The following is a 19,604-nucleotide window of genomic DNA, read 5'->3' as shown; positions in this document are numbered from 1 at the left end:
ATCAGGCCAGTACGAGGCCGGAAGACCGCACCGCCAGTACCGCCATCTCGTCGTCGGGCAACGAAAGCTCTTCTCGGGCAGCGGGATCGAAGGCGACCAACACAACCAGACCGGGCCGCAGCATGGCGAGGTCAGCCGCCCCATCGTGGTCGATCAAGCGGCCGATGAAGGTATCGCCATGCACGCTGGAAACCTCGATCAGGATCTGGCGCTGTGCAACAGTTAATTCGGTTTGACCGCCGCGGACCACGGTGCGTACCGTACCGACCCCGACGGCCAGGCCCTCGTCATCGCTGCCATCGCTGTGCCGCGCGGCCCAGCGGGTGACGGCGACGACCGCTATAGCGGCTACGGTGCCGGCTATGACGCCGGCCACCGCGATCCACAACTCGCGAAACGCGAGGAACAGGATGATGGTTGCAACCAGTGCAAATTCGGCTCCGATTGCGATCGACTTCGACTTGTTCATATGACCACCTTGGGTGGACCGATCGGCTACCGAACCCAACTTTTCGAATACCGGGTCTTTCGTCGGTGCCCCTATTCTGTGGTCATGAGCGCCGATCCGCAGCTAGCGCCGGCCCGGGCGGGACAACCCCGGCGGGCAGTGATCGATCAGGCGTGGCGCGCAATCGGTCCCGGCGTCGAGGTGCTCAGCAGCGACGACGGTGGCCCGCTGAGCCGAACTGTCAAACGCATCATCGATCCGTTGGTGCTGCGTTTGCGGTCCAACCCGCAATTTTCGACACCGGTCGTGGCCATCGACACCGCGACGGTGATGCAGGACCTGATCGTCGGCAACGCCGCTCAATTGCGTTTTGCCGCAGCTTGGTTCGAAGTGCTCAAGCTCGAGCGTCGCAGACTGCGGATCCGCAGCGGTAACGCCCAGGAGTTGTACTTCCCGGTGTGCTTCGAGCTCGCGGTGACCAAAGGCGCACCCACGCCGTTGGAACGCGACGCGGCGGCGATGGTGTTGCACGAAATACACCAGGGCCGGGACCGCACCGCGATCGAGGTGCTCAACGACTATGTCGCCGATCCGGAGGTCGTCACTGCGCTATCGGCCCAGCTCGAAGACAGTTGGCGCGACGTGCGGGCCGAGAACACAGCGCTTGAGCCGTTGCTGGCGGCATTGGCCACGGTGCTCGGGCCGGCCACCAGTCACACCGCGGCCACGGCGCGGCAGCGCGTTTGGTCGGCGGTGATCGCCGACGCCACGCCGTACAACTTAGGTGCGCTGGTCCGTGTCCAAACCGCCGAACTGCCCTGGTCGATCGTCGAGTTGGGTTTGAGTTCCGTTGCGCCACAACAGCCGCCGGGAGTGGTGGGCGGAACGGACGGCGACCGCCCGCTGGATCGCCCGGTAGTGGACCGGGTCCGGTCCACGCTGCGGCGTGCCTTGGATCGCGACGCGTTGCCGGAGATTCCGTTGTTGTGTGCAGAGGAAGTGGACCGCGCTTGTGCGCCATGGGGGCTCCTGGCCGAGGACAAGCAGGCCACCCTGGTGGCCGGCATCGAGGTGGCGGGCGAGCTGGCGCCTTTGGACCCGTCGGTGGCGAGCCGTTACACGCTGGCCGGGCAGATCCAGGCGCGGTTGCGTAAGGAGGCGTACGTCCTGCATGCCCGGCGCTATCTCGCCGAGGGCGGGCCAATACATCCGCGACAGCAGCAAGTTGTCGATGATCTGGCCTCCTATGCGCAGCCGTATCTGAGTCGGCTGTGGGCGCGGCTGCATGGCCGCGACGTTTGGCAGGAGCCGTGTCAGGATGTCGACGACGTGCGGTCGCTGCTGGAGGGTGTGGCCAGGTCGGTGAGTCTCGATCACCGCCAACGGATTAAGTCGATGCTGCAATTGCAGGTGGCCGGATGAAGCTGTCCGCCGAATCCGGCCTCTGGACGCTCGGGCCGGCAGCCACCCACGAGCAACCCACACCACTGCTTGCCGTGCTGGAGGTCAGCGGCGCGGTCCTGTCCTGGATCGTCGACGACCCGGCTGGCGTAGATGCCCCGCAGATCACCTTCACCGACCCGAATCGCGCCGACTGGCTCTGGCGCGTGGTCGGTCAGTCCGGCCACATTGCGCTGATAGCGGCCACCACGACCAGCGACGAACCGGACCTCACCGAACTCGACATCACACCGGGCTCGATGGCCGCGCTGCGCAGGCTGGCGCTCGGCCATTGGTTGCGACGGTGGTGGCCGGCCAGCCAGCGCGACGGTACCCCGGGCCTCGATCGGGCGCTGCTCGACGTCGAGGTAGCGCTGCTGACCCACGGCGCGCAGAGTTACTTCACCGACGACACGCTCGACTCGGACGTGACCGACCTGCTCGCCCCGCACGCCGCGGCGCTCATCGACCACATCCGGACCGGTGACCCGCGCGTGCGCGACCTGGTGGGCGCCGGTGCCGAACTCGCCGAGGAAGTGGGCTTGGACGGCGTCGATTGGGCGGAACTCTCTGCGGCGGCGGCGGATTGGCCGGCCGCTCAGAGTGTTACTGGCTACCGCGACGACTACGCACTGGCCGCGGGATCGGAGACCGGGCTAGCGTCCACGGCCATTAGCTCGGGCGTCACGTCTATCAATTGGGGAGCGGTGCCGCCGGGGATATTCGACGCGGCCGAGGACACGGTCGGGTGGCGCGTTGAAACCGCCGGTCCCGCGGTCGTGGCCGTGGTGCGTGCGGCCGTCATCGGCCCCGAGCCGGCCACTGACATCGCGGTACGCGTCATGTCCGGAAACGTCAGCGGCGCGGCCGCGCTCGACGCCGCCGGTCGGGCTACCGTCCCCCTCGTCGACGCGCAGCAGCGCGCGCTGCCCGAAACTGTCGCTTGGAACCACGACTGGCCGGCAACCTCGGTGGTGGTCGGGGCCGACGTTACCGAGCAGCGGGAGGTCCGCGAGCGGATCCGCCGTTGGGTGCAGACGCGGCTTGACCAATCCCCGCCCGATGCGTTCCTTGCGGAGATCCTGGCGGCCGAGTCGGCCTACTAGCGCTAGTTGGGCCGGGCGCGGCGGGTCGCCGCTAGGCGTTCCTGCCAACGGCGTCGCGGTCCCCTGAGGGCATTGCGTCTGTCCGCAGCTTCAGTTTTGGTTGTGAAGCGACGGCGTTCTGTGTTACCCCACGGCGGGATAATCGGCGAAATCCCTACCAGGATTCACATTCAAAGCCCAGGATTCACACTCATTCAGGCGGCTTCGGTCCGGACGCCGCGATAGGCCTAGAAGCCGTCGCACCGGCTCCCTATGCTGAGCGAGTGCCCAACACATATCGCGTCGTGCAGTGGACGACCGGAAACGTCGGTAAAAGTTCCCTACAGTCGATCGTGGCTAACCACCAGCTCGAGCTGGTCGGATGTTATGCCTGGTCGGCCGAGAAGGCAGGTCGCGATGCCGGCGAGCTGGCCGGCATCGACCCGATCGGGGTGACGGCGACCAATGACGTCGACGAACTGCTCGCCCTGAAACCGGACTGCGTGGTCTACAACCCCATGTGGATCGACGTCGACGAGCTGGTCCGCATCCTGTCCGCCGGAGTCAACGTGGTGACCACGGCTTCTTTCATCACCGGGCACAACCTTGGTGACGGTCGCGATCGGCTACTGCAGGCGTGCGAGCAGGGCGGGTCGACGATCTTCGGTTCAGGTGTCAGCCCCGGTTTCGCCGAACTGTTGGCCATCGTGTCGGCGATGGTGTGTAACCGGGTCGACAAGATCACCGTCAACGAAGCCGCGGACACCACCTTTTACGACTCGCCGGACACCGAGAAGCCGGTCGGCTTCGGCCAGCCGATCGATACCCCCGAGTTGGGGCAGATGGCCGAAAAGGGCACCAAGATCTTCGGCGAGGCCGTCCGGTTGGTCGCCGACGCACTCGGCGTGGAACTCGACGAAATCCGATGCGTCGCCGAGTTCGCGCAAACCACGGCCGACCTCGAGATGGCATCCTGGACAATCGCCGCGGGTTGCGTCGCGGGTGTCTACATCAGCTGGCAGGGCATTGTCGGCGACCGTACCGTCATCGACCTCAACGTGCGCTGGCGCAAAGGCCAAACGTTGGAACCCGACTGGCAGATCGACCAGGACGGCTGGGTGATCCAGGTGGACGGACAACCCACGGTGACGACCAAGGTCGGTTTCCTGCCGCCGCCGTACTTCCAGGCCACCACGCTCGCGGAGTTCATGGCGCTCGGGCACATCATGACGGCGATGCCGGCGATCAATGCCATCCCAGCGGTCGTCGCGGCGGCTCCCGGCATCGCCACCTACGCGGATCTTCCGCTCACCCTGCCGCGCGGCACGGTACCCACCGGATAGCCCGTCCCCAGAATGAAGCCGACAGTCAGCGGGTATGCAACTGCAATGGCTACCAACAACCGACTCAACAACGCGGTCCAGTACTGGGGCGGAAGGGCCAAGGAGACCCTCGGCAAGCTTTCCGGCAACCGGCGTACCCAATACGAGGGCAAACTCGACCAGGCGCGAGCAAACGCCAAAGACACCGGTTTACGGATCAGAGACACGTTCCGGCGTCGGCAGCGGTATTGATCGGCGTTTCAACATCCCTGGCATTCGGGTACTCGATGCCCGCCAACGGACTACAACGAGGAGCGCTGACGCAATGAGTGCCGAAGACAAGGTAAAGAACAAGATCGAGGACCTGGGCGGCCGCGCCAAAGAGGCCGTAGGAAAGGTCACTGGAAATCGCGAAACCGAGAACGAGGGTCGCGGTGACCAGGCGAAGTCCAGCTTGAAAGATGCTGGCGAAAAGGTGAAGGACGCCTTCAAGAAGTAGCACCTGGGGCGCGAGATGCGTTGCCGGACAATCGGATCGGTCGGGCCGGGTTGAGAAGCTCGATTTGTGGCTATCCCTAGGCGACTAGCAACCAGTTCAGTTAGGGATTAGCTATGACACGGAACGTGTTTCGCCGGATTGCGGTCGGCATCGGCGCCACTGCCATGGTCGGCGCCTTCGCGCTGCTGTTCGAGCCCGCCCCGGAGGCTGCCGCTGCACCCTGCCCGGACGTCGAGGTGGTGTTCGCTCGTGGCAGCGGCGAGCCCCCCGGCGTCGGTGGCGTCGGCCAATCATTCGTTGATGCTTTGCGCGCTCGGACTGGCGCCCGCTCGCTTGAGGTTTATCCGGTGAATTATCAAGCCAGCACGGACTTTTCCAGTAGCGACTTCCCACTGAGCGTGATCGCCGGGATTCGGGACGCCGGCGGACACATCCAGTCGATGGCGTCGAATTGTCCCAACACAAAGCAAGTGCTTGGGGGGTACTCGCAAGGCGCGGCCGTAGCCGGGTACGTGACCTCTGCTGAAATCCCACCCGGTGTGCCAGCTTCGGCGGTACCGCAACCGCTGGCGCCCGAGATCGCCAATCATGTTGCCGCGGTGGTGCTATTCGGAACGCCGTCACCGGAGTTCCTCAGCCAGTACGGCGCGCCGCAGATCGCTATCGGGCCGCTCTATCAGCCCAAGACCATCCAGCTGTGCGCCGACGGCGACGACATCTGCAATGGCACCGGGACCGCCCCCAACATTGCCCACGTGTCCTATGCGGTCAACGGAATGACCAACCAGGCAGCCGATTTCGTCGTCGGCCGGCTATAACGGGTCCTGCTCATCGTCAGGCGGCGGGATCGGTGCATTCTTCAACCAGTCGCGCAGCCGGAACAGACCGTTGATCACGATTCCAAGACCCAAAAGGACCAACGTCGCGACGATTATTGCGGTGGTCACTACTCCATAGTGACAGGCCGAGCCCTACGCGGGCGCCGGCTTGACCTCTAATCCGACGTGCACCTTGTCGATACCACCGCGCACCAGCGAATGGGCATAGAACCACCAAGCGTGGTACCAGTAGCGCTTCAGCACCGCGTTGTAGACCTTGCGCGTCTCGGAGTTCGGCAGAATCCGGGCGACGCCCTCTACGTCTTCGCTTTTGGGCTTGCCCAGTGATCCGCTCTTAGCAATCGTCACTCGCGGGGTGTTGCGGATTCGCTTGACCTTCCACGACTCGTCGTCGGTGATGACCAGCAATCGGTCCCCGTCGGGCACGCCCCAAATCGGAGTGGGTTTAGCGCGACCATCTTTGGTAAACGTCGTCAACCGCAAGTACTTCGACTTGATGACGTCGTCAAAAGTGATAGCCACGTTTTGTTTCCTCCTATAAAGGTCGCCCCCGAACGGCGATTGTTCAGTTTCTTAACTACCCGTACCGACGGCTGGGGAAACAAAGAGCCGTTGTGGGCGGGGGCACACCTACCCCGCGCACTCGGCGGCGGCACACCGGTTGCAGAATGCGTTCATGCGCGTTCTGGTAACCGGAGGTACGGGATTCGTCGGCGGCTGGACCGCCAAAGCCATCGCCGACGCGGGACATTCCGTACGTTTCCTGGTGCGAAAGCCCGAACGTCTGCAGACATCGGTGGCCGCATTAGGCGTCGACACGTCCGATCACATCATCGGTGACATCAAGGACCGTGACTCGGTGCGAAAGGCGCTGCAGGGTTGCGACGCCGTCGTGCACAGCGCTGCCCTGGTCGCTACCGACCCGCGCCAGACCGCGGAGATGCTGGCAACCAACATGGAGGGTGCGGGCAACGTCCTGGGTCAAGCCGTCCAGCTCGGCCTCGACCCGATCGTGCACGTGTCAAGCTTCACTGCGCTATTTCACCCCAACTTGGAGACGTTGACGGCCGATCTGCCGGTGGTTGGCGGAACCGACGGCTACGGCACTTCCAAAGCGCAGGTCGAGATCTACGCTCGCGGCTTGCAGGATGCCGGCGCACCGGTGAACATCACCTACCCCGGAATGGTGCTCGGCCCGCCGGTCGGCGACCAGTTCGGCGAGGCGGGCGAAGGCGTCAAGGCGGCGCTGCAAATGCACACCATCCCCGGACGTAGCGCGGCGTGGATGGTCGTCGACGCGCGCGATGTCGCGGCTTTGCACGCCGCGCTCTTGGAGCCTGGCAAGGGCCCGCGGCGCTACATGGCGGGAGGCCAGCGGGTTCCGGTTGGCGAATTGGCTCAGATGCTTGGCGATGCCGCCGGCACTCCGATGGTCGCTGTTCCGGTTCCCGACACGGTGTTGCGCGCCGCCGGGTCGCTTCTCGATTTCGTGGGACCCTATCTGCCCTTTGATAATCCGTTCACCGCAGCGGGCATGCAGTACTACACCCAGATGCCCGAGTCCGACGATTCGCCGGCCGAGCAGGAACTAGGCATTACCTTCCGTGATGCCCGCACCACCATCGCCGACACGGTCGATGCGCTGCGCGACGAAAGTCGCTAAGCCGGACTTTGGTTGTGCAGCGACGGCTTTCGGTGTGAGCCCAGGGCGGGAAAATCGGCGAAACGCCGCCCAGGCGTGACACTCAAAGCACAGGATTCACACTCAGTGCACTACTCAGCACCACTCAGTGCACTAGAGGCCTTGACCGATGGGAAGTCGACGAGATGACGAACCACAACGATGCGACGGCACTGTTGGTGATCGATCCGTACAACGACTTCATTTCCCCCGGCGGCAAGGTCTGGGACCGGTTGAAGGGCGTAATCGAGACCAATGACTGCGTCACCAATATGAAGCGAGTTCTCGACGCCGCGCGAAACGTCGACATCCGCGTCTGCTACGCACTGCATCGCCGATACCGCCACGGTGACTACGAGAATTGGCGGTCCATCGCGCCGGTCCAGAAAGCCGCGTGGACGCGAAGAACCTTCGAGTACGGCACCTGGGGCGGCCAGTTGCACCCGGATTTCGTACCCCAACCCGGCGATATCGTCGCGGCCGAACATTGGTGTTCCAGCGGTTTCGCCAACACGGATCTGGATGTGTTGCTTAAACGGCACGGCATCGTTCGACTGATCGTCATGGGCCTGATCGCCCACACCTGCGTGGAGGCGACCGTCCGATTCGCCGCCGAACTCGGCTATGAGGTAACGATGGTCAAGGACGCGACCGCGGACTATTCCGAGGTGGAGATGCACGCCGCGCTGGAGGTGAACATCCCCAACTACGCAACTGCCGTCTTGTCCGCGGATCAAGCGGTAGCGCTGATGACCCGTTAGTCCGATTTATTTGCGGTCGGTATCCCGGCTCGGTTGCACCCGTTTCGGCTCCCCCGGCATTTTGGGATAGTTCGGCGGGTACGGCATATCCCCCAGACCGCGTTCCTCGTCGGCCTCGACCATCTCGAGCAGCACATCGATCGACTGCGCGTCGTCGTCCATCTGGGCCCATGGATCCTCGCGCCTCGCGACCAAGTCAGGCACGGTGGCCATGGTGTATGCGTCGGGGTCCGCGTCCCGTAATTCCGTCCAGGACAACGGCATCGAAACCGTCGCGATAGGGGTCCGTCGCACCGAGTACGGCGATGCCATGGTGCGGTCCCGGGCGTTCTGGTTGAAGTCGATGAAGATCCGCTCGCCCCGCTCTTCTTTCCACCAGGACGTGGTCACCGCGTCGGGTGCGCGGCGTTCGATCTCGCGTGCCAGCGCGATGCCGGCGCGGCGCACCTGGATGAAATCCCAGTCGGTTGCGATCCGCAGGAATACGTGGATGCCACGTCCACCGGACGTCTTGGCGTAGCCCACCAGGCCCAGCTCGTCGAGCAGGGGGCCCAGCACGTCGACGGCGACCGCGCGCGCCTGTTCGAAGCCGGTGCCGGGCTGCGGGTCCAGGTCGATGCGCAATTCGTCGGGATGCTCGGTGTCGGGGCAGCGGACCTGCCACGGGTGCAACGTGACGGTGCCCATTTGCGCCGCCCACACGATTGCTGCCGGATGCGTCACTTTCAGCGCGTCGGCGGTCCGCCCGGACGGGAACGTGACCCGGCAGGTCTCCAGATAGTCCGGGTGATGTTGCGGCACCCGTTTTTGGTAGATCTCTTCGCCGTCGATGCCGTCGGGAAAGCGCTGCAGGTGGGTGGGACGATCACGCAAAGCCGTGAGCATCGGAGCGCCCGTCGGCGCTGTCGCCATGGCCCGGTAGTACTCGACCAGCCGGCCTTTGGTGCCGTTGGTCCCGAGCTTCGGGAAGTACACCTTGTCCCGGTTGGTCAACCGCACGGCAATGCCGTCGACATCGAGTTCTTCTGCTGCAGCAGCCATAGCTAGGTACCAGCATGCCGCACGACACAATGAATCAATGGACTTACCCGTCATGCCGCCGATTTCGCCGATGCTCGCCAAATCCGTCAAGGCGATTCCGGCCGACGCATCGTATGAGCCCAAGTGGGACGGATTCCGCTCGATTGCCTTCCGCGATGGTGACCAGGTGGAGTTGGGCAGCCGCAACGAGCGACCGATGACCCGCTACTTTCCCGAACTGGTCGCCGCGGTCAAAGCCGAACTGCCGCAACGCTGCGTGATCGACGGGGAGATCGTCATAGCCACCGATCACGGCCTGGATTTCGAGGCGCTGCAGCAACGGATTCACCCGGCCGACTCGCGGGTGCGGATGCTGGCCGAGCAGACGCCGGCGTCGTTCATCGCCTTCGACCTGCTGGCCCTCGGCGATCAGGACTACACCAGGCGACCATTCCAGGAGCGGCGCGCGGCTCTGGTCGAAGCACTCGAAGGTTCGGGCCCCTCGATCCACGTCACGCCGGCCACCACCGACCAGTCCGTCGCGCAACGCTGGTTCTCCGAGTTCGAGGGTGCCGGCCTAGACGGTGTGATCGCCAAGCCGCTGGACATCACCTATCAACCGGACAAGCGCGTCATGTTCAAGATCAAGCATGAGCGCACGGCCGACTGTGTGGTTGCCGGATACCGGGTACACAAATCCGGCAGCGACGCGATCGGCTCGCTGCTGCTCGGGCTCTACCACGACTCCGGTCCCGACGCAGGCCAGCTTGCGTCGGTCGGGGTTATCGGCGCCTTTCCGATGGCCGAACGCAAGCGGCTATTCACCGAGTTGCAGCCGCTGGTCACCACGTTCGACGAACACCCGTGGAACTGGGCGGCACACGAAGCCGGGCAGCGCACGCCGCGCAAGAACGAAGGCTCCCGCTGGAACGCGGGCAAGGACTTGTCGTTCGTGCCGCTGCGGCCCGAGCGAGTGGTCGAGGTCCGCTACGACCACATGGAGGGCGCCCGGTTCCGGCACACCGCCCAGTTCAACCGCTGGCGGCCCGACCGCGACCCCCGCTCGTGCACCTATGCGCAACTCGAGCAACCGGTCACCTTCAGCCTCGGCGACATCGTGCCGGGACTCGGATTAGGTTAGTCACCGACTCAGGCCGAAGTCTTACAGTAGATACACGATTCGTTCGGATGGGGCCGGGAAGGAGGCCAGCATGCGACCGTCTCGCTCAAAAGAGACTTCTCTGCGCGCCGTCCCGGCCGACGTCCGGGCCAAAGTGATGCCGGCGGTGCTCGACGAGCTGGCCCGCTGGGGCGTCGAGCGATTCAGCATCGAAGCCCTGGCCGAGCGCCATCGCTTGGACGTCGCCATGATCTATCAATACTGGGGCGACCGACAGCACCTGATCGTCGACGCCGCGGTCCGCGATGCCGAAGCATTGCGGACGGCCACCGACACCGGAGCTCTGCAAACGGATCTGCTTGCCCTTGCCCGGTGCATCGCCGCGGACTGCAACACCAGAATCGGCCGCACCTTCCATCGGTCTTTGGTGATGGACAGTCGAGGCCACCACGACACTGAAACCCGAATGTTGTTCTGGCAGCAGCGGTTTAGCATCATACGTGCGATCGTCGATCGAGCCCGTCAGCGTGGCGAAGTTCGCGACGGCGTCAATACCCTGGCGGCGATTCAGATAGTGACTTCGCCGCTCTACATTCGCAGTCTGTATACCGAAGACCCGGTGGATGATTCCTACTGCGTAGCCATTGCCGACTTGGCGTGGCATGCGCTGCGTAAGCAATGACGGCTTAAGCGTCCGGCAGCATTTAAGATATCGGGATGCTGAACGTGTCCGCCCTGTTCGTTCCGCGCTCGGCCGCGTTCGACGAAAACGGCGCGATAAATGCCACGTGCATTCCGATGGCTTGGTTCCAGGTCGATCAAATGCCTTTGTGGGCAACGGTTCCGGTTGTACTCGTGGTACACGCCCCGGCAGGCGGCGACTACGACCCGGAAATTCATGTGGTTTGCAAAGATCCCGCCGGGTCCCCGCGCGGATCGCTGCGCGCGGCCTGGCACTGGCCCGACGACGGAAACCGCGCCTCCAAATACCGCTGCTTCACTCAAGATCTCTCCTTTCCCATAGAGACCGAAGGCGAGTACACGCTCGGCGTCTACTACGACGCCGAAGGCAAAATCGAACTGTCCACACCGGTTCCGATGTCCATCCTGTTGGCCGAGCAGGAGCCGACTGCCGGAGATGGTGATGACCTGACACAGATCGATGAGTCCGCCAAATAACGCAGCGCGCGCGTCCGACACCCTTACTATGTCGGGATGCACGTAGCCGCATTGCTCGTGGCGGGCACCGCCAACATCGACGACTCCGCAATTGACGCCACCCGCTTACCGATCACCAGCTATGACGTCAATCAGACGCCGGTGTGGTTGACGGTGCCCCTTGTCCTGGTCGTCCACGCCCCGGCCGGAGGTGACTTCGATCCCGAGTTGTTCATCGTGTGCAAAGACCCTGGCGGAACCATCCGCGGCACGGTCCGCTCGGCGTGGCAGTGGCCGGACGAGGACAACAAGCCGTCCAAGTACCGGTGCTTCACTCCGCAGCTTTCGTTCGCGATCGAGAACACCGGCGAGTACACCATCGGCGTCTACGACGACTCGGAAGCGCTCCGCGCGATTGCCACGCCCATCCCGCTGATGATCAACATGGCCGGCACGCGCCCTGGGCGCGTTAACGGAAACTAGACCGCGACCGTCAGTTCCGACAAGCCACGCAGGGTGATGTTGGATTTGTACGACGGTTCCCCGGCCAGCCGGGCATTGGGGAACCTAGCCGTCACCGCCGACAACGCCACGCTGGCTTCCAGCCGAGCCAACGGGGCGCCGAGGCAATAGTGCGCGCCGCGGCCAAACCCTAAGTGCCGCAATGCTTCACGTTCTGGATCGAAGACGTCAGGTCGGTTGAACTCGCCGGGATCACGGTGCGCGGCGGCCAGCAGCAGCAGCATCGCGTCTCCTTTTGACACTTGGGTATCCCCAATGCGGATGTCGTCGAGGGCAATTCGGCTCAGCTGCTGCACCGGCGGGTCGTAGCGCAACGTTTCCTCGACGATCGCTGGCGCACGGCCGGGTTCGGCACCCAACGCCGCCCACTGCCGGCCGTCGCGCAACATCGCCAGCACAGCGTTGCCGATCAGGTTCACCGTCGTCTCGTGGCCGGCCACCAATAACAGCACGCACGTCGAGACGATTTCTTCCTCGGTCAGCTGATCGCCGGCTTCGTTCACCGCAACCAACGCCGACAGCAGATCGTCGCCCGGGTCGCGGCGGCGGATGGTTATCAGCCTGTGCAGATAGTCACGCAGTCCCGCGCCCGCGTTCAACGAGTCGTCCAGTTCGTCGGCCTGGTCGTCGGTGAAGAATGGATCCAACGATTTGGCCAGCACCGCCGAAGCCCGACTGAACTGTGGCTCGTCCTCCAGCGGAACCCCGAGCAGTCGGCAGATCACCGCAACCGGGAGCGGGTAAGCGAAGTCCGCGACCACATCAAAGCTGCCCTTGGCCGCAATCCGGTCCAGCAGCCCGTCGACGAGCGCACTGATCTCGGGCTGCAGCGCACCCACCACCTTCGGTGCGAACGCCTTGCTGACCAGCTTGCGCAGCCGGGTGTGATCAGGCGGATCGAGGAACAGAAAGCCCGGCGGGGTTTCCCGGCGCATCGTCGGATCGGCCTTGATCATCCGTTGGGCGGCCGTGGACTTGAGCTGGTCGCTGCTCGAGGAAGGGTGGCGCAGCACCTCGTCGCAATTCCGGTAGGTCGAGAAGAGGATGAAGTCGCCACCCGGCAGCGTCAGCGGGCCGCGGTCGCGCAACTCGGCGCACACCGGGTATGGGTCGGCCCGGTTGGCCGGATCGATCAACTGAAGCAACAGCTGCTGAACTTCGGCCGATTTTGTCGTCTTCATACCAACTCCGTCATGCGAGCCCGTCGGTCACGCCATTCATTCAAGCCATTGTGCCTGCGTCGCCGAGTAGCATCCCGAAGATGGCGGTGCGGCGGCTGTGCCGACTCGGAATGTTCTTGGCAGTTCTCACCGGCGGTCTGATGCTGGCGACGCCGAGTCATGCGTGCGCGTGCGGTGCCGCGATCGCGCCTCGCGGCGCCAATGCCGCCGTGAATCATGAAGTGGCACTGGTGCATTGGGACGGCGCCATCGAGACTATCGTCATGCAGCTGGGAATGAGTGCCAGCACGGACAACGTCGCATTAGTGGTGCCCACGCCCACGCCGGCCACGGTCGCCGCCGCCGACGAGGCCACGTTCACCGAGTTGGAGCAGCTGTCGGCCCCGGAGATTCGCCATCAACGGCACTGGACGTTGAAGTCGCCGCTACCAGGCGCCGCGGACGGAGCCGTCCGCGGGGCGGCACCGGGTGCGCGGGCACCCGAGGTGATCAGCCAGGTGCAACGTCCCCTTGAGGCCACCACGCTGGCTGGCGGTGACCTGACTGGTCTACAGAAGTGGTTGGCGGACAACGGTTATGCCATCAAGCCGACGGTTTTGCAGGCGTTGGACCCATACGTGCGCGACGGCTGGTCCTTTGTGGCGCTGCGGCTCACCAGCACGGCACCGATTGTGGGCGGGCTCCACCCGGTTCGGCTGACCTTTCAGTCGCCGAATCTGGTCTATCCGATGCGTCTTTCGGTCGCCGCCGAGTCCCCGCAACATGTGACCGTGTTCAGCCTGTCCGACCATCGGCAGCAGCGCACCGACGCCGACTCGTCCACGCAGCGAATCGAAGTTCAGTTCGCCGGGAACGTCGCTGGTGCCGCGCACGATCCGCTGCTGCGCGAACTGACCGGCAACCACGGCGGGTATCTGACCAAGACCCAGGTTGACATCAATCAAACATCGCGGATCACATCGGACTTCACGTTCGGCAACGCCCCTAACGATGCCCCCTACCGGCGGGTGATCGTCGTCGACGACGACGTGGCCGTACCTCTTGGATTGGTCTTGGCGGCCGGGTTCGCTGTGATGCTCATCGTGGCGGCGGTGGTGCTGCTGGTAATCCGGCGTCGGCATCGTCGACGTCTGCGCAGCTCAGGTTCCTTCGGATAGCCCCGCCAGGTCCGGGTCGGCCATCAGCCGATCCAGAAAAGCCCGCTGTCCCTTGAGTAACTTGGCGCGGGCTTGGGCAACCGGAAACCAACCCACGCGGTCGACCTCGGGGAACTCCCGCATTTTGCCCGAGCCGCGCGGCCACTCCAGTTCGAAGGTATTGCTGCGAGTCTCGGCGGGGTCGAGATCACCGCGGACGGCGAACGCGGTGACCACCTTGGCGCTGGGTTGTTTCACCGGCCCGAGGTCGACCCGCGGACCCTCGGGCACCGCTAGCCCGAGTTCTTCGCCGAATTCGCGCTGGGCCGCCGTCCAAGGGTCGTCGGCCTCGGCGTATTCGCCTTTCGGTATCGACCAGGCGCCGTCGTCCTTGCGGGCCCAGAACGGCCCGCCCGGATGGGCGATCAGCACCTCCACGACACCATCGCGCGTGCGGTACAGCAGCACACCCGCACTGAGCTTGGGCATGGACGGTCAGACCCCGACAGCCTGCTCCAGATCCTTCAGCGAGGTTTCTAGGTGCGCGAGCAACCGCTGCAGATGCGGCACGCTGCGTCGGCACCCGACCAGACCGAAATCGAGGTTGCCGGCGTTGTTGACCAGGGTGATGTTCAGTGCCTGCCCGTCGGGGATGTTGGACAGCGGGTAGCTGCCGTGCAGGCGCGCACCGCCGTAGTACAGCGGATCTCCCGACCCGGGCACATTGGAGATGACGATGTTGAACGGCGGCGGCACCGCGGAGAGGAAGCCGGGAACACCGGCCAGGGTTAGTGGGGCCATGTTCAGTGCCGACAGTGCGAGCACCTGGTACGACGGCAGTTCCGCGAGCACTTTCTTGTTGCGCCGCATGGATTCCCCGACGATTTGCAGCCGCTTGGCCGGGTCGTCGACGTCGGTGGCCAGGTTGCATAGGATGCTGCCGACCTTGTTGCCGCCACTGTCGGCATCTGACTCCGAGCGCAGGCTCACCGGGACCATTGCAACCAGGGGCGCGTCCGGCAATGCATCCTGCTCCTGCAGGTAGTACCGCAGCGCACCCGCACACATCGCCAGGACGACGTCGTTGACCGTCACGCCCGCGGCATCCTTGACGGTTTTGACGCGCTCCAACGAATAGGACTGACCGGCGCAGCGGCGGGCACCGCCGACCTTGACGTTCAGCATGCTGTGCGGAGCCGCGAACGGGAGGGTCAACTGCTGCTCGAACAGTGCGGCGCGGGCCAACTTCAGCGTCGAAGGGGCAATCCCCGCAACCGAACCTGCCAACTTGAAAAGGGAATTCAGCGGATTCGAGCTAGCGGAATCGGACGCCGACTTCGGCTGTTGGGGCGGGCGGGGCAGGTTCCACATCGCCTTCACCGTGGTGTCGTTGGGATCGGTCGACATCGTGCGCTGCATCAGCTTCACCGCCGAAACCCCATCGATCAAAGCGTGGTGCATCTTGGTGTACATGGCGAAACGTCCATCGTTTAGCCCCTCCACCACGTGCACTTCCCACAGCGGGCGGTGCCGGTCCAGCAGACTGGTGTGCAACCTGGAGGTCAGCTCGAGCAGATCACGAACGCGTCCCGGCGACGGCAGTGCCGAACGCCGGACGTGGTAGTCCATGTCGACCTCGTCGTCATAGGCCCAGGCAACCCGGGCGATGCCGCCGCCGATCGTCGCGGGGTGCTTGCGAAACGTCGGCTGGAATTCGTCGTTGGCTACCAGCGACTCGTAGAACTCCCGGACGAATCCCGGTCCGGCGTCTTCGGGTGGCTGGAACAACGACAAGCCACCCACGTGCAAAGGATGCTCCCGCGATTCGGTGAACAGAAACATCGAGTCGGTGGGCATCATTAATTCCATCCCGCTATTAAAGCGTGTCGGGCTGGCCGATGGTTGATTTAGCTGGCGGCAATCTAGTGCCGCTTGGAAAGCTGTTGTCAGACAGCTATTTTGATACCGCTAACCCACCGAGACGATCCCCGCGTTGGAGATGGTGAAACCGCGCCCGGAGGTTACCGTGCAGGTCACTCCGCTGGTCTCCGACCGGCAAGTGAAAGGGCCGACGCCAGCGGTTTGACCGTAGGCAAGAGTCGGCGTTCCTTGTCCCGCATTGCCCAGGCACGAGGTTCCCGTGCAGGTCTTGAACGAGCCATTGCTCGACATGTGCACCGACTGCGGCGGCTCATCGGTCTGACAATAGGTTTCATCAGAAATACCGTTGCCACGCTGATAGTTCATTTCGCAGCCCAGATTGTGCGACGGAGCGAAAAACGAGCACCACGTCGAAGTGCAGACCGGGTTATCCGCGGCAGCGACAGGCACATTCACACCTGAGAAGACGACGACCAGCCCGATTGCAGCGATAACAGTCCGGTACATAAATGCCAATATGCAACGCCGTAGCGGTCTTTGTCACCGCATCCGACGGTGCTGGAGGATATTGACAGTCCCTGCCACTGCGGCATAACGTGCCGCACGTCGCCGTCCCGTCCGGAGGTCTCCATGAGCAGTCCGTCCAAGTTTCGCGTCATCCAGTGGGCCACCGGCGGTGTCGGGAAGGCCGCCATCGAGTGCGTTCTGAATCATCCGCAGCTGGAGCTGGTCGGGTGCTGGGTACACAGCCCGGACAAGAACGGCGTGGACGTGGGCCGGATCCTCGGCGTCGACGACCTCGGCGTGACCGCAAGCACCAGCATCGACGACGTGCTCGCTCTGGACGCCGACTGTGTCATGTACAGCCCGCTGGTGCCCAGCGACGACGAGGTAATCGCGATCCTGCGCTCGGGCAAGAACGTGGTCACCCCGGTGGGCTGGGTCTATCCGGCTTTGACCAACCCGCGTGTCCGGGCGATCGCGGAAGCCGCCGTCGCGGGCGGCGTGACGCTACACGGATCCGGTATCCATCCCGGCGGTATCACCGAGCGCTTCCCACTGATAGTCTCGTCGCTGTCGTCATCGGTCACCCACGTGCGCTCCGAAGAGTTCTCCGACATCCGCACCTACAACGCTCCCGACGTAGTTCGTCACATCATGGGCTTCGGCGGACCGCCCGAAGAAGCAATGCAAGGACCCATGGCCAGCCTGCTCGAGGCAGGTTTCAAGATGTCGGTGCGAATGATCGCCGACCATATGGGTTTTCGGATCGATCCGAATATCAGGACCAGCCAGGAAATTGCCGTGGCGACCGGGCCGATCGATTACGACCCGGTGCCGATTTCGGCGGGAACGGTTGCGGCCCGCCGATTCCGCTGGCAGGCGCTCTCCGATGGCGAACCGGTCATCACTGCCGCGGTGAACTGGCTGATGGGAGAGGAGAACCTGGAGCCGGCCTGGGACTTCGGCGAGCAGGGCGAGCGTTTCGAAGTCGAGATCACCGGAGATCCCAACGTCAGTCTCACTTTCAAAGGCCTGCAGCCGGAGTCGATCGCCGAGGGGCTGGTGCGCAACCCCGGCATCGTCGTGACAGCCAACCATTGCATCAACGCGGTACCCGACGTCTGCGCCGCCGATCCCGGCATCAAGACCTACCTGGACCTGCCGCTGTTCGCCGGTCGCGCCGCCGCCAGGTTCGGGTAACGACATGGGTGTGCGGGGGTCGCAGCCGCCCATCACAGATTCGCTGCGCGATCGGCAGCGCGCCCAGGTCCGCGCCGACATCAGACGCGCGGCGTTCCGGTTGTTCGTCCAGCGTGGCTACGACGCCGTCACGACGGAGGAAATCGCCGCTGCCGCTGGTGTTTCGCCACGTACCTTCTTCCGCCATGTGCCCAGCAAGGACGACTTGTTGCTGGCTCCGGTCCGCCACGGTGGCGCCGCCATCGTCAGCATGCTCGAGCAGCGCCCTGCCGCCGAATCGGCCGACGTAGCTTTGGTCAATGCCATCATCGGTCGCACGCGGTCCTTCGACCCGGCCGACTGTGAGGAGTGGCGCGAGGCCCTGCTGGTAGCTCCAGACATGCTGCACAGGGTCACTATGTACACGTCTGCGGACCGGGAACGCGCGACCAAGCTGATCGCCGAACGAATGGGCGTCGATCCCAGCGTCGATATTCGACCCGGTTTGCTCGTTCAATTGGGCTTCGCCGCAGGAGATTACGCGTTTGCGCTGTGGGTGCGCCGGTCTGGCAACCGCCAGCCATTGGACCGCTACGTCGCCGATGCGCTGGAAGCGGTCAAGAGCCCGCACTGGGCCGGTTAGCTTCCGGATTGGCGATCCGAACGGGTTGCCCATCCAGCCACGCGGTGACGGCTTCGACCGTGTCGGTATAGAACGCGGAAAGCATTTCCCGAGTGACGTAGCCCAGGTGGGGGGACAGTGTCACATTCGGCAGCGCGCGCAACGGATGCTCGGCCGGAAGTGGTTCTATGTCAAAGACATCCAGGCCGGCCCCGGCTATGCGCCGCTGCTCCAACGCAGCGATCAGCTCGGCCTCGTCGACGATCGGTCCCCGAGAAGTGTTGATCAAGTAGGCGGTTGGTTTCATCAGGGCCAGTTCGCGTTTCCCGACCAGACCACGCGTGCGCTCGGAGAGAACCAGGTGGATAGAGACTACATCGGACTCCTCGAACAGGGTTCTATTGTCAACCCGGCGCGCCCCGACCGCGGCAGCCATTTCAACGGTGAGATTTTGGCTCCACGCAATCACCTCCATACCAAAGACTTTCGCGTACTCGGCCATTCGCCGACCGACCCGGCCCAGGCCTAGCAGCCCGATCGTCCTGCCCGACAACGTCATTCCGATTGTGGTCTGCCATGCGGTGCCGTCTCGCATACGCCGGTGCTCCTCGGCCAGGTGGCGCACCGTCGCGATCATCAATCCCCACGCCAGCTCCGGCGTCGCGTCGCGAACCGACCGGAACCGCAGATGGGTGAAGTCCGAACGAGCCACCAGCACAACGTGCTCCGTGGCCGCGGCCAGATCCAGGTTCGGCAGGTTCCGGCCGACGATGGTGATCAGCTTCAGGTTCGGCAAGCGTTCAATCAGGCTGCGCGGGAACGCCATCCGTTCCCGCAGGGTGCAGATCACGTCGAACGACTGCAGCACCGCCACGGCCTCGTCTTCGGAAAGGTGGCGATCGAAAACCGTTACCTGCGAGCGCCTCTGAACGGGTGACCAGTCGGCGAGCTGGAGCGCCACGCCGGCATAGTCGTCGAGTATCGCCACTTGAAGCATGGGAGGCAATCTACCTGTCGGCCCGGTAGCAAACGAAGCATCGTACGTCACCGAATGCTCGTTATAAAGACCCTAATTTGTGTTTATCCGATCGGGACGATGGCACAGCTGCCTTAATTTAGCGCTCAGCCCAAGCCTGAACTACTGAATGCAAGAAATGCCCGGGCGCTTACCAGCGCGGTTCCGAGACGAACGTCGCAGAAATGCGA

23 protein-coding genes are annotated in these 19,604 nt (G+C 64.0%); 15 read left to right on the top strand and 8 right to left on the bottom strand.

Annotation, left to right across the window (positions count from 1 at the left end; translation table 11 throughout):
• Window position 1 precedes the first annotated feature (1 nt).
• Entirely contained in the window at window positions 2-343 is a 342-nt protein-coding gene (locus A5634_RS25940; RefSeq protein WP_437340012.1) for a hypothetical protein, read from the bottom strand.
• Between the two features lie 210 nt (window positions 344-553).
• On the opposite strand from A5634_RS25940, the gene A5634_RS25935 reads away from it, so the two are divergent.
• From A5634_RS25935 to A5634_RS25910, 6 genes are all read left to right on the top strand, one after another.
• Complete coding sequence (locus A5634_RS25935) at window positions 554-1,870, top strand: hypothetical protein (RefSeq protein ID WP_065146900.1); 1,317 nt, start codon at window positions 554-556, stop codon at window positions 1,868-1,870.
• Window positions 1,867-2,994 carry a hypothetical protein gene (locus A5634_RS25930; protein WP_065146892.1) on the top strand — a complete coding sequence of 376 codons (1,128 nt, stop codon included), beginning with the start codon at window positions 1,867-1,869 and terminating at the stop codon, window positions 2,992-2,994. Before A5634_RS25935 ends, A5634_RS25930 begins: the two co-directional genes overlap by 4 nt.
• A 263-nt stretch (window positions 2,995-3,257) precedes the next feature.
• Complete coding sequence (locus A5634_RS25925) at window positions 3,258-4,316, top strand: NAD(P)H-dependent amine dehydrogenase family protein (protein WP_065146891.1); 1,059 nt, start codon at window positions 3,258-3,260, stop codon at window positions 4,314-4,316.
• Between the two features lie 45 nt (window positions 4,317-4,361).
• Entirely contained in the window at window positions 4,362-4,547 is a 186-nt protein-coding gene (locus A5634_RS25920; RefSeq protein ID WP_065146890.1) for a CsbD family protein, read from the top strand.
• A 73-nt stretch (window positions 4,548-4,620) separates the two neighbouring features.
• Entirely contained in the window at window positions 4,621-4,794 is a 174-nt protein-coding gene (locus A5634_RS25915) for a CsbD family protein (protein WP_065146889.1), read from the top strand.
• Between the two features lie 113 nt (window positions 4,795-4,907).
• Window positions 4,908-5,612: a cutinase family protein gene (locus tag A5634_RS25910; RefSeq protein ID WP_081290668.1), complete on the top strand. Its 705-nt coding sequence runs from the start codon at window positions 4,908-4,910 to the stop codon at window positions 5,610-5,612.
• Here the strand turns inward: A5634_RS25910 and A5634_RS30070 are convergent.
• Together A5634_RS30070 and A5634_RS25905 are read right to left on the bottom strand one after the other, a co-directional pair.
• Window positions 5,607-5,741 (bottom strand): hypothetical protein, encoded by a 135-nt coding sequence (locus tag A5634_RS30070; RefSeq protein ID WP_301337131.1) that lies wholly within the window; start codon window positions 5,739-5,741, stop codon window positions 5,607-5,609. The genes A5634_RS25910 and A5634_RS30070 overlap by 6 nt on opposite strands.
• A 24-nt stretch (window positions 5,742-5,765) precedes the next feature.
• Entirely contained in the window at window positions 5,766-6,155 is a 390-nt protein-coding gene (locus tag A5634_RS25905; protein ID WP_065146888.1) for a PPOX class F420-dependent oxidoreductase, read from the bottom strand.
• 154 nt (window positions 6,156-6,309) lie between these two features.
• Here A5634_RS25905 and A5634_RS25900 point away from each other — a divergent pair, with 154 nt between their 5' ends.
• Both A5634_RS25900 and A5634_RS25895 read left to right on the top strand, forming a co-directional pair.
• Window positions 6,310-7,296 (top strand): SDR family NAD(P)-dependent oxidoreductase, encoded by a 987-nt coding sequence (locus A5634_RS25900; RefSeq protein ID WP_065146887.1) that lies wholly within the window; start codon window positions 6,310-6,312, stop codon window positions 7,294-7,296.
• 164 nt (window positions 7,297-7,460) lie between these two features.
• Window positions 7,461-8,075, top strand: coding sequence for an isochorismatase family cysteine hydrolase (locus tag A5634_RS25895; RefSeq protein WP_065146886.1), 615 nt, complete (start codon window positions 7,461-7,463; stop codon window positions 8,073-8,075).
• 6 nt (window positions 8,076-8,081) lie between these two features.
• Here A5634_RS25895 and A5634_RS25890 read toward each other — a convergent pair whose 3' ends face one another.
• Window positions 8,082-9,116, bottom strand: a complete 1,035-nt coding sequence (locus A5634_RS25890; RefSeq protein WP_065146885.1) for a DNA polymerase domain-containing protein — start codon at window positions 9,114-9,116, stop codon at window positions 8,082-8,084.
• Between the two features lie 37 nt (window positions 9,117-9,153).
• Here A5634_RS25890 and A5634_RS25885 point away from each other — a divergent pair, with 37 nt between their 5' ends.
• From A5634_RS25885 to A5634_RS25870, 4 genes are all read left to right on the top strand, one after another.
• Window positions 9,154-10,236 (top strand): ATP-dependent DNA ligase, encoded by a 1,083-nt coding sequence (locus tag A5634_RS25885; protein ID WP_065146884.1) that lies wholly within the window; start codon window positions 9,154-9,156, stop codon window positions 10,234-10,236.
• A gap of 70 nt (window positions 10,237-10,306) precedes the next feature.
• A complete protein-coding gene (locus A5634_RS25880) occupies window positions 10,307-10,897 on the top strand; it encodes a TetR-like C-terminal domain-containing protein (RefSeq protein ID WP_065146883.1) in 591 nt (196 codons plus the stop codon).
• 35 nt (window positions 10,898-10,932) lie between these two features.
• Window positions 10,933-11,394, top strand: coding sequence for a hypothetical protein (locus A5634_RS25875; RefSeq protein WP_253861911.1), 462 nt, complete (start codon window positions 10,933-10,935; stop codon window positions 11,392-11,394).
• Between the two features lie 36 nt (window positions 11,395-11,430).
• Window positions 11,431-11,856, top strand: a complete 426-nt coding sequence (locus tag A5634_RS25870) for a hypothetical protein (protein WP_065146882.1) — start codon at window positions 11,431-11,433, stop codon at window positions 11,854-11,856.
• Here the strand turns inward: A5634_RS25870 and A5634_RS25865 are convergent.
• The gene (locus A5634_RS25865) at window positions 11,853-13,076 is read right to left on the bottom strand and encodes a cytochrome P450 (RefSeq protein WP_065146881.1); all 1,224 of its coding nucleotides are present in this window, start codon (window positions 13,074-13,076) and stop codon (window positions 11,853-11,855) included. The genes A5634_RS25870 and A5634_RS25865 overlap by 4 nt on opposite strands.
• Before the next feature lie 80 nt (window positions 13,077-13,156).
• On the opposite strand from A5634_RS25865, the gene A5634_RS25860 reads away from it, so the two are divergent.
• A complete protein-coding gene (locus tag A5634_RS25860) occupies window positions 13,157-14,233 on the top strand; it encodes a DUF2330 domain-containing protein (protein WP_065146880.1) in 1,077 nt (358 codons plus the stop codon).
• Here the strand turns inward: A5634_RS25860 and A5634_RS25855 are convergent.
• Window positions 14,216-14,701 (bottom strand): NUDIX domain-containing protein, encoded by a 486-nt coding sequence (locus A5634_RS25855; RefSeq protein ID WP_065146879.1) that lies wholly within the window; start codon window positions 14,699-14,701, stop codon window positions 14,216-14,218. The genes A5634_RS25860 and A5634_RS25855 overlap by 18 nt on opposite strands.
• A 6-nt stretch (window positions 14,702-14,707) precedes the next feature.
• Window positions 14,708-16,081 (bottom strand): WS/DGAT/MGAT family O-acyltransferase, encoded by a 1,374-nt coding sequence (locus A5634_RS25850; RefSeq protein WP_065146878.1) that lies wholly within the window; start codon window positions 16,079-16,081, stop codon window positions 14,708-14,710.
• 642 nt (window positions 16,082-16,723) lie between these two features.
• Between A5634_RS25850 and A5634_RS25840 the strand changes: the two genes are divergently transcribed.
• Together A5634_RS25840 and A5634_RS25835 are read left to right on the top strand one after the other, a co-directional pair.
• Window positions 16,724-17,797, top strand: coding sequence for an NAD(P)H-dependent amine dehydrogenase family protein (locus A5634_RS25840; RefSeq protein WP_065146876.1), 1,074 nt, complete (start codon window positions 16,724-16,726; stop codon window positions 17,795-17,797).
• A 10-nt stretch (window positions 17,798-17,807) separates the two neighbouring features.
• On the top strand, window positions 17,808-18,419 hold the full coding sequence (locus A5634_RS25835; RefSeq protein ID WP_253861909.1) for a TetR/AcrR family transcriptional regulator: 612 nt from the start codon (window positions 17,808-17,810) through the stop codon (window positions 18,417-18,419).
• Here the strand turns inward: A5634_RS25835 and A5634_RS25830 are convergent.
• Entirely contained in the window at window positions 18,394-19,395 is a 1,002-nt protein-coding gene (locus A5634_RS25830; protein WP_065146874.1) for a D-2-hydroxyacid dehydrogenase family protein, read from the bottom strand. The genes A5634_RS25835 and A5634_RS25830 overlap by 26 nt on opposite strands.
• Window positions 19,396-19,604: the final 209 nt, after the last annotated feature.

The organism is Mycobacterium asiaticum (assembly GCF_001673365.1).
GTDB classification, from domain to species: Bacteria; Actinomycetota; Actinomycetes; order Mycobacteriales; family Mycobacteriaceae; genus Mycobacterium; species Mycobacterium asiaticum_A.
This window is presented reverse-complemented; position numbering and strand designations above follow the sequence as displayed.

Excerpts from the sequence above, each read along its gene's own strand:
- A5634_RS25935 (WP_065146900.1), top strand. The coding sequence starts at position 554 with ATGAGCGCCGATCCGCAGCTAGCGCCGGCCCGGGCGGGACAACCCCGG.
- A5634_RS25930 (WP_065146892.1), top strand. The coding sequence starts at position 1,867 with ATGAAGCTGTCCGCCGAATCCGGCCTCTGGACGCTCGGGCCGGCAGCC.
- A5634_RS25920 (WP_065146890.1), top strand. The coding sequence starts at position 4,362 with ATGGCTACCAACAACCGACTCAACAACGCGGTCCAGTACTGGGGCGGA.
- A5634_RS25915 (WP_065146889.1), top strand. The coding sequence starts at position 4,621 with ATGAGTGCCGAAGACAAGGTAAAGAACAAGATCGAGGACCTGGGCGGC.
- A5634_RS25910 (WP_081290668.1), top strand. The coding sequence starts at position 4,908 with ATGACACGGAACGTGTTTCGCCGGATTGCGGTCGGCATCGGCGCCACT.
- A5634_RS25900 (WP_065146887.1), top strand. The coding sequence starts at position 6,310 with ATGCGCGTTCTGGTAACCGGAGGTACGGGATTCGTCGGCGGCTGGACC.
- A5634_RS25895 (WP_065146886.1), top strand. The coding sequence starts at position 7,461 with ATGACGAACCACAACGATGCGACGGCACTGTTGGTGATCGATCCGTAC.
- A5634_RS25890 (WP_065146885.1), bottom strand. The coding sequence starts at position 9,116 with ATGGCTGCTGCAGCAGAAGAACTCGATGTCGACGGCATTGCCGTGCGG.
- A5634_RS25885 (WP_065146884.1), top strand. The coding sequence starts at position 9,154 with ATGGACTTACCCGTCATGCCGCCGATTTCGCCGATGCTCGCCAAATCC.
- A5634_RS25880 (WP_065146883.1), top strand. The coding sequence starts at position 10,307 with ATGCGACCGTCTCGCTCAAAAGAGACTTCTCTGCGCGCCGTCCCGGCC.
- A5634_RS25875 (WP_253861911.1), top strand. The coding sequence starts at position 10,933 with ATGCTGAACGTGTCCGCCCTGTTCGTTCCGCGCTCGGCCGCGTTCGAC.
- A5634_RS25870 (WP_065146882.1), top strand. The coding sequence starts at position 11,431 with ATGCACGTAGCCGCATTGCTCGTGGCGGGCACCGCCAACATCGACGAC.
- A5634_RS25865 (WP_065146881.1), bottom strand. The coding sequence starts at position 13,076 with ATGAAGACGACAAAATCGGCCGAAGTTCAGCAGCTGTTGCTTCAGTTG.
- A5634_RS25860 (WP_065146880.1), top strand. The coding sequence starts at position 13,157 with ATGGCGGTGCGGCGGCTGTGCCGACTCGGAATGTTCTTGGCAGTTCTC.
- A5634_RS25855 (WP_065146879.1), bottom strand. The coding sequence starts at position 14,701 with ATGCCCAAGCTCAGTGCGGGTGTGCTGCTGTACCGCACGCGCGATGGT.
- A5634_RS25850 (WP_065146878.1), bottom strand. The coding sequence starts at position 16,081 with ATGGAATTAATGATGCCCACCGACTCGATGTTTCTGTTCACCGAATCG.
- A5634_RS25840 (WP_065146876.1), top strand. The coding sequence starts at position 16,724 with ATGAGCAGTCCGTCCAAGTTTCGCGTCATCCAGTGGGCCACCGGCGGT.
- A5634_RS25830 (WP_065146874.1), bottom strand. The coding sequence starts at position 19,395 with ATGCTTCAAGTGGCGATACTCGACGACTATGCCGGCGTGGCGCTCCAG.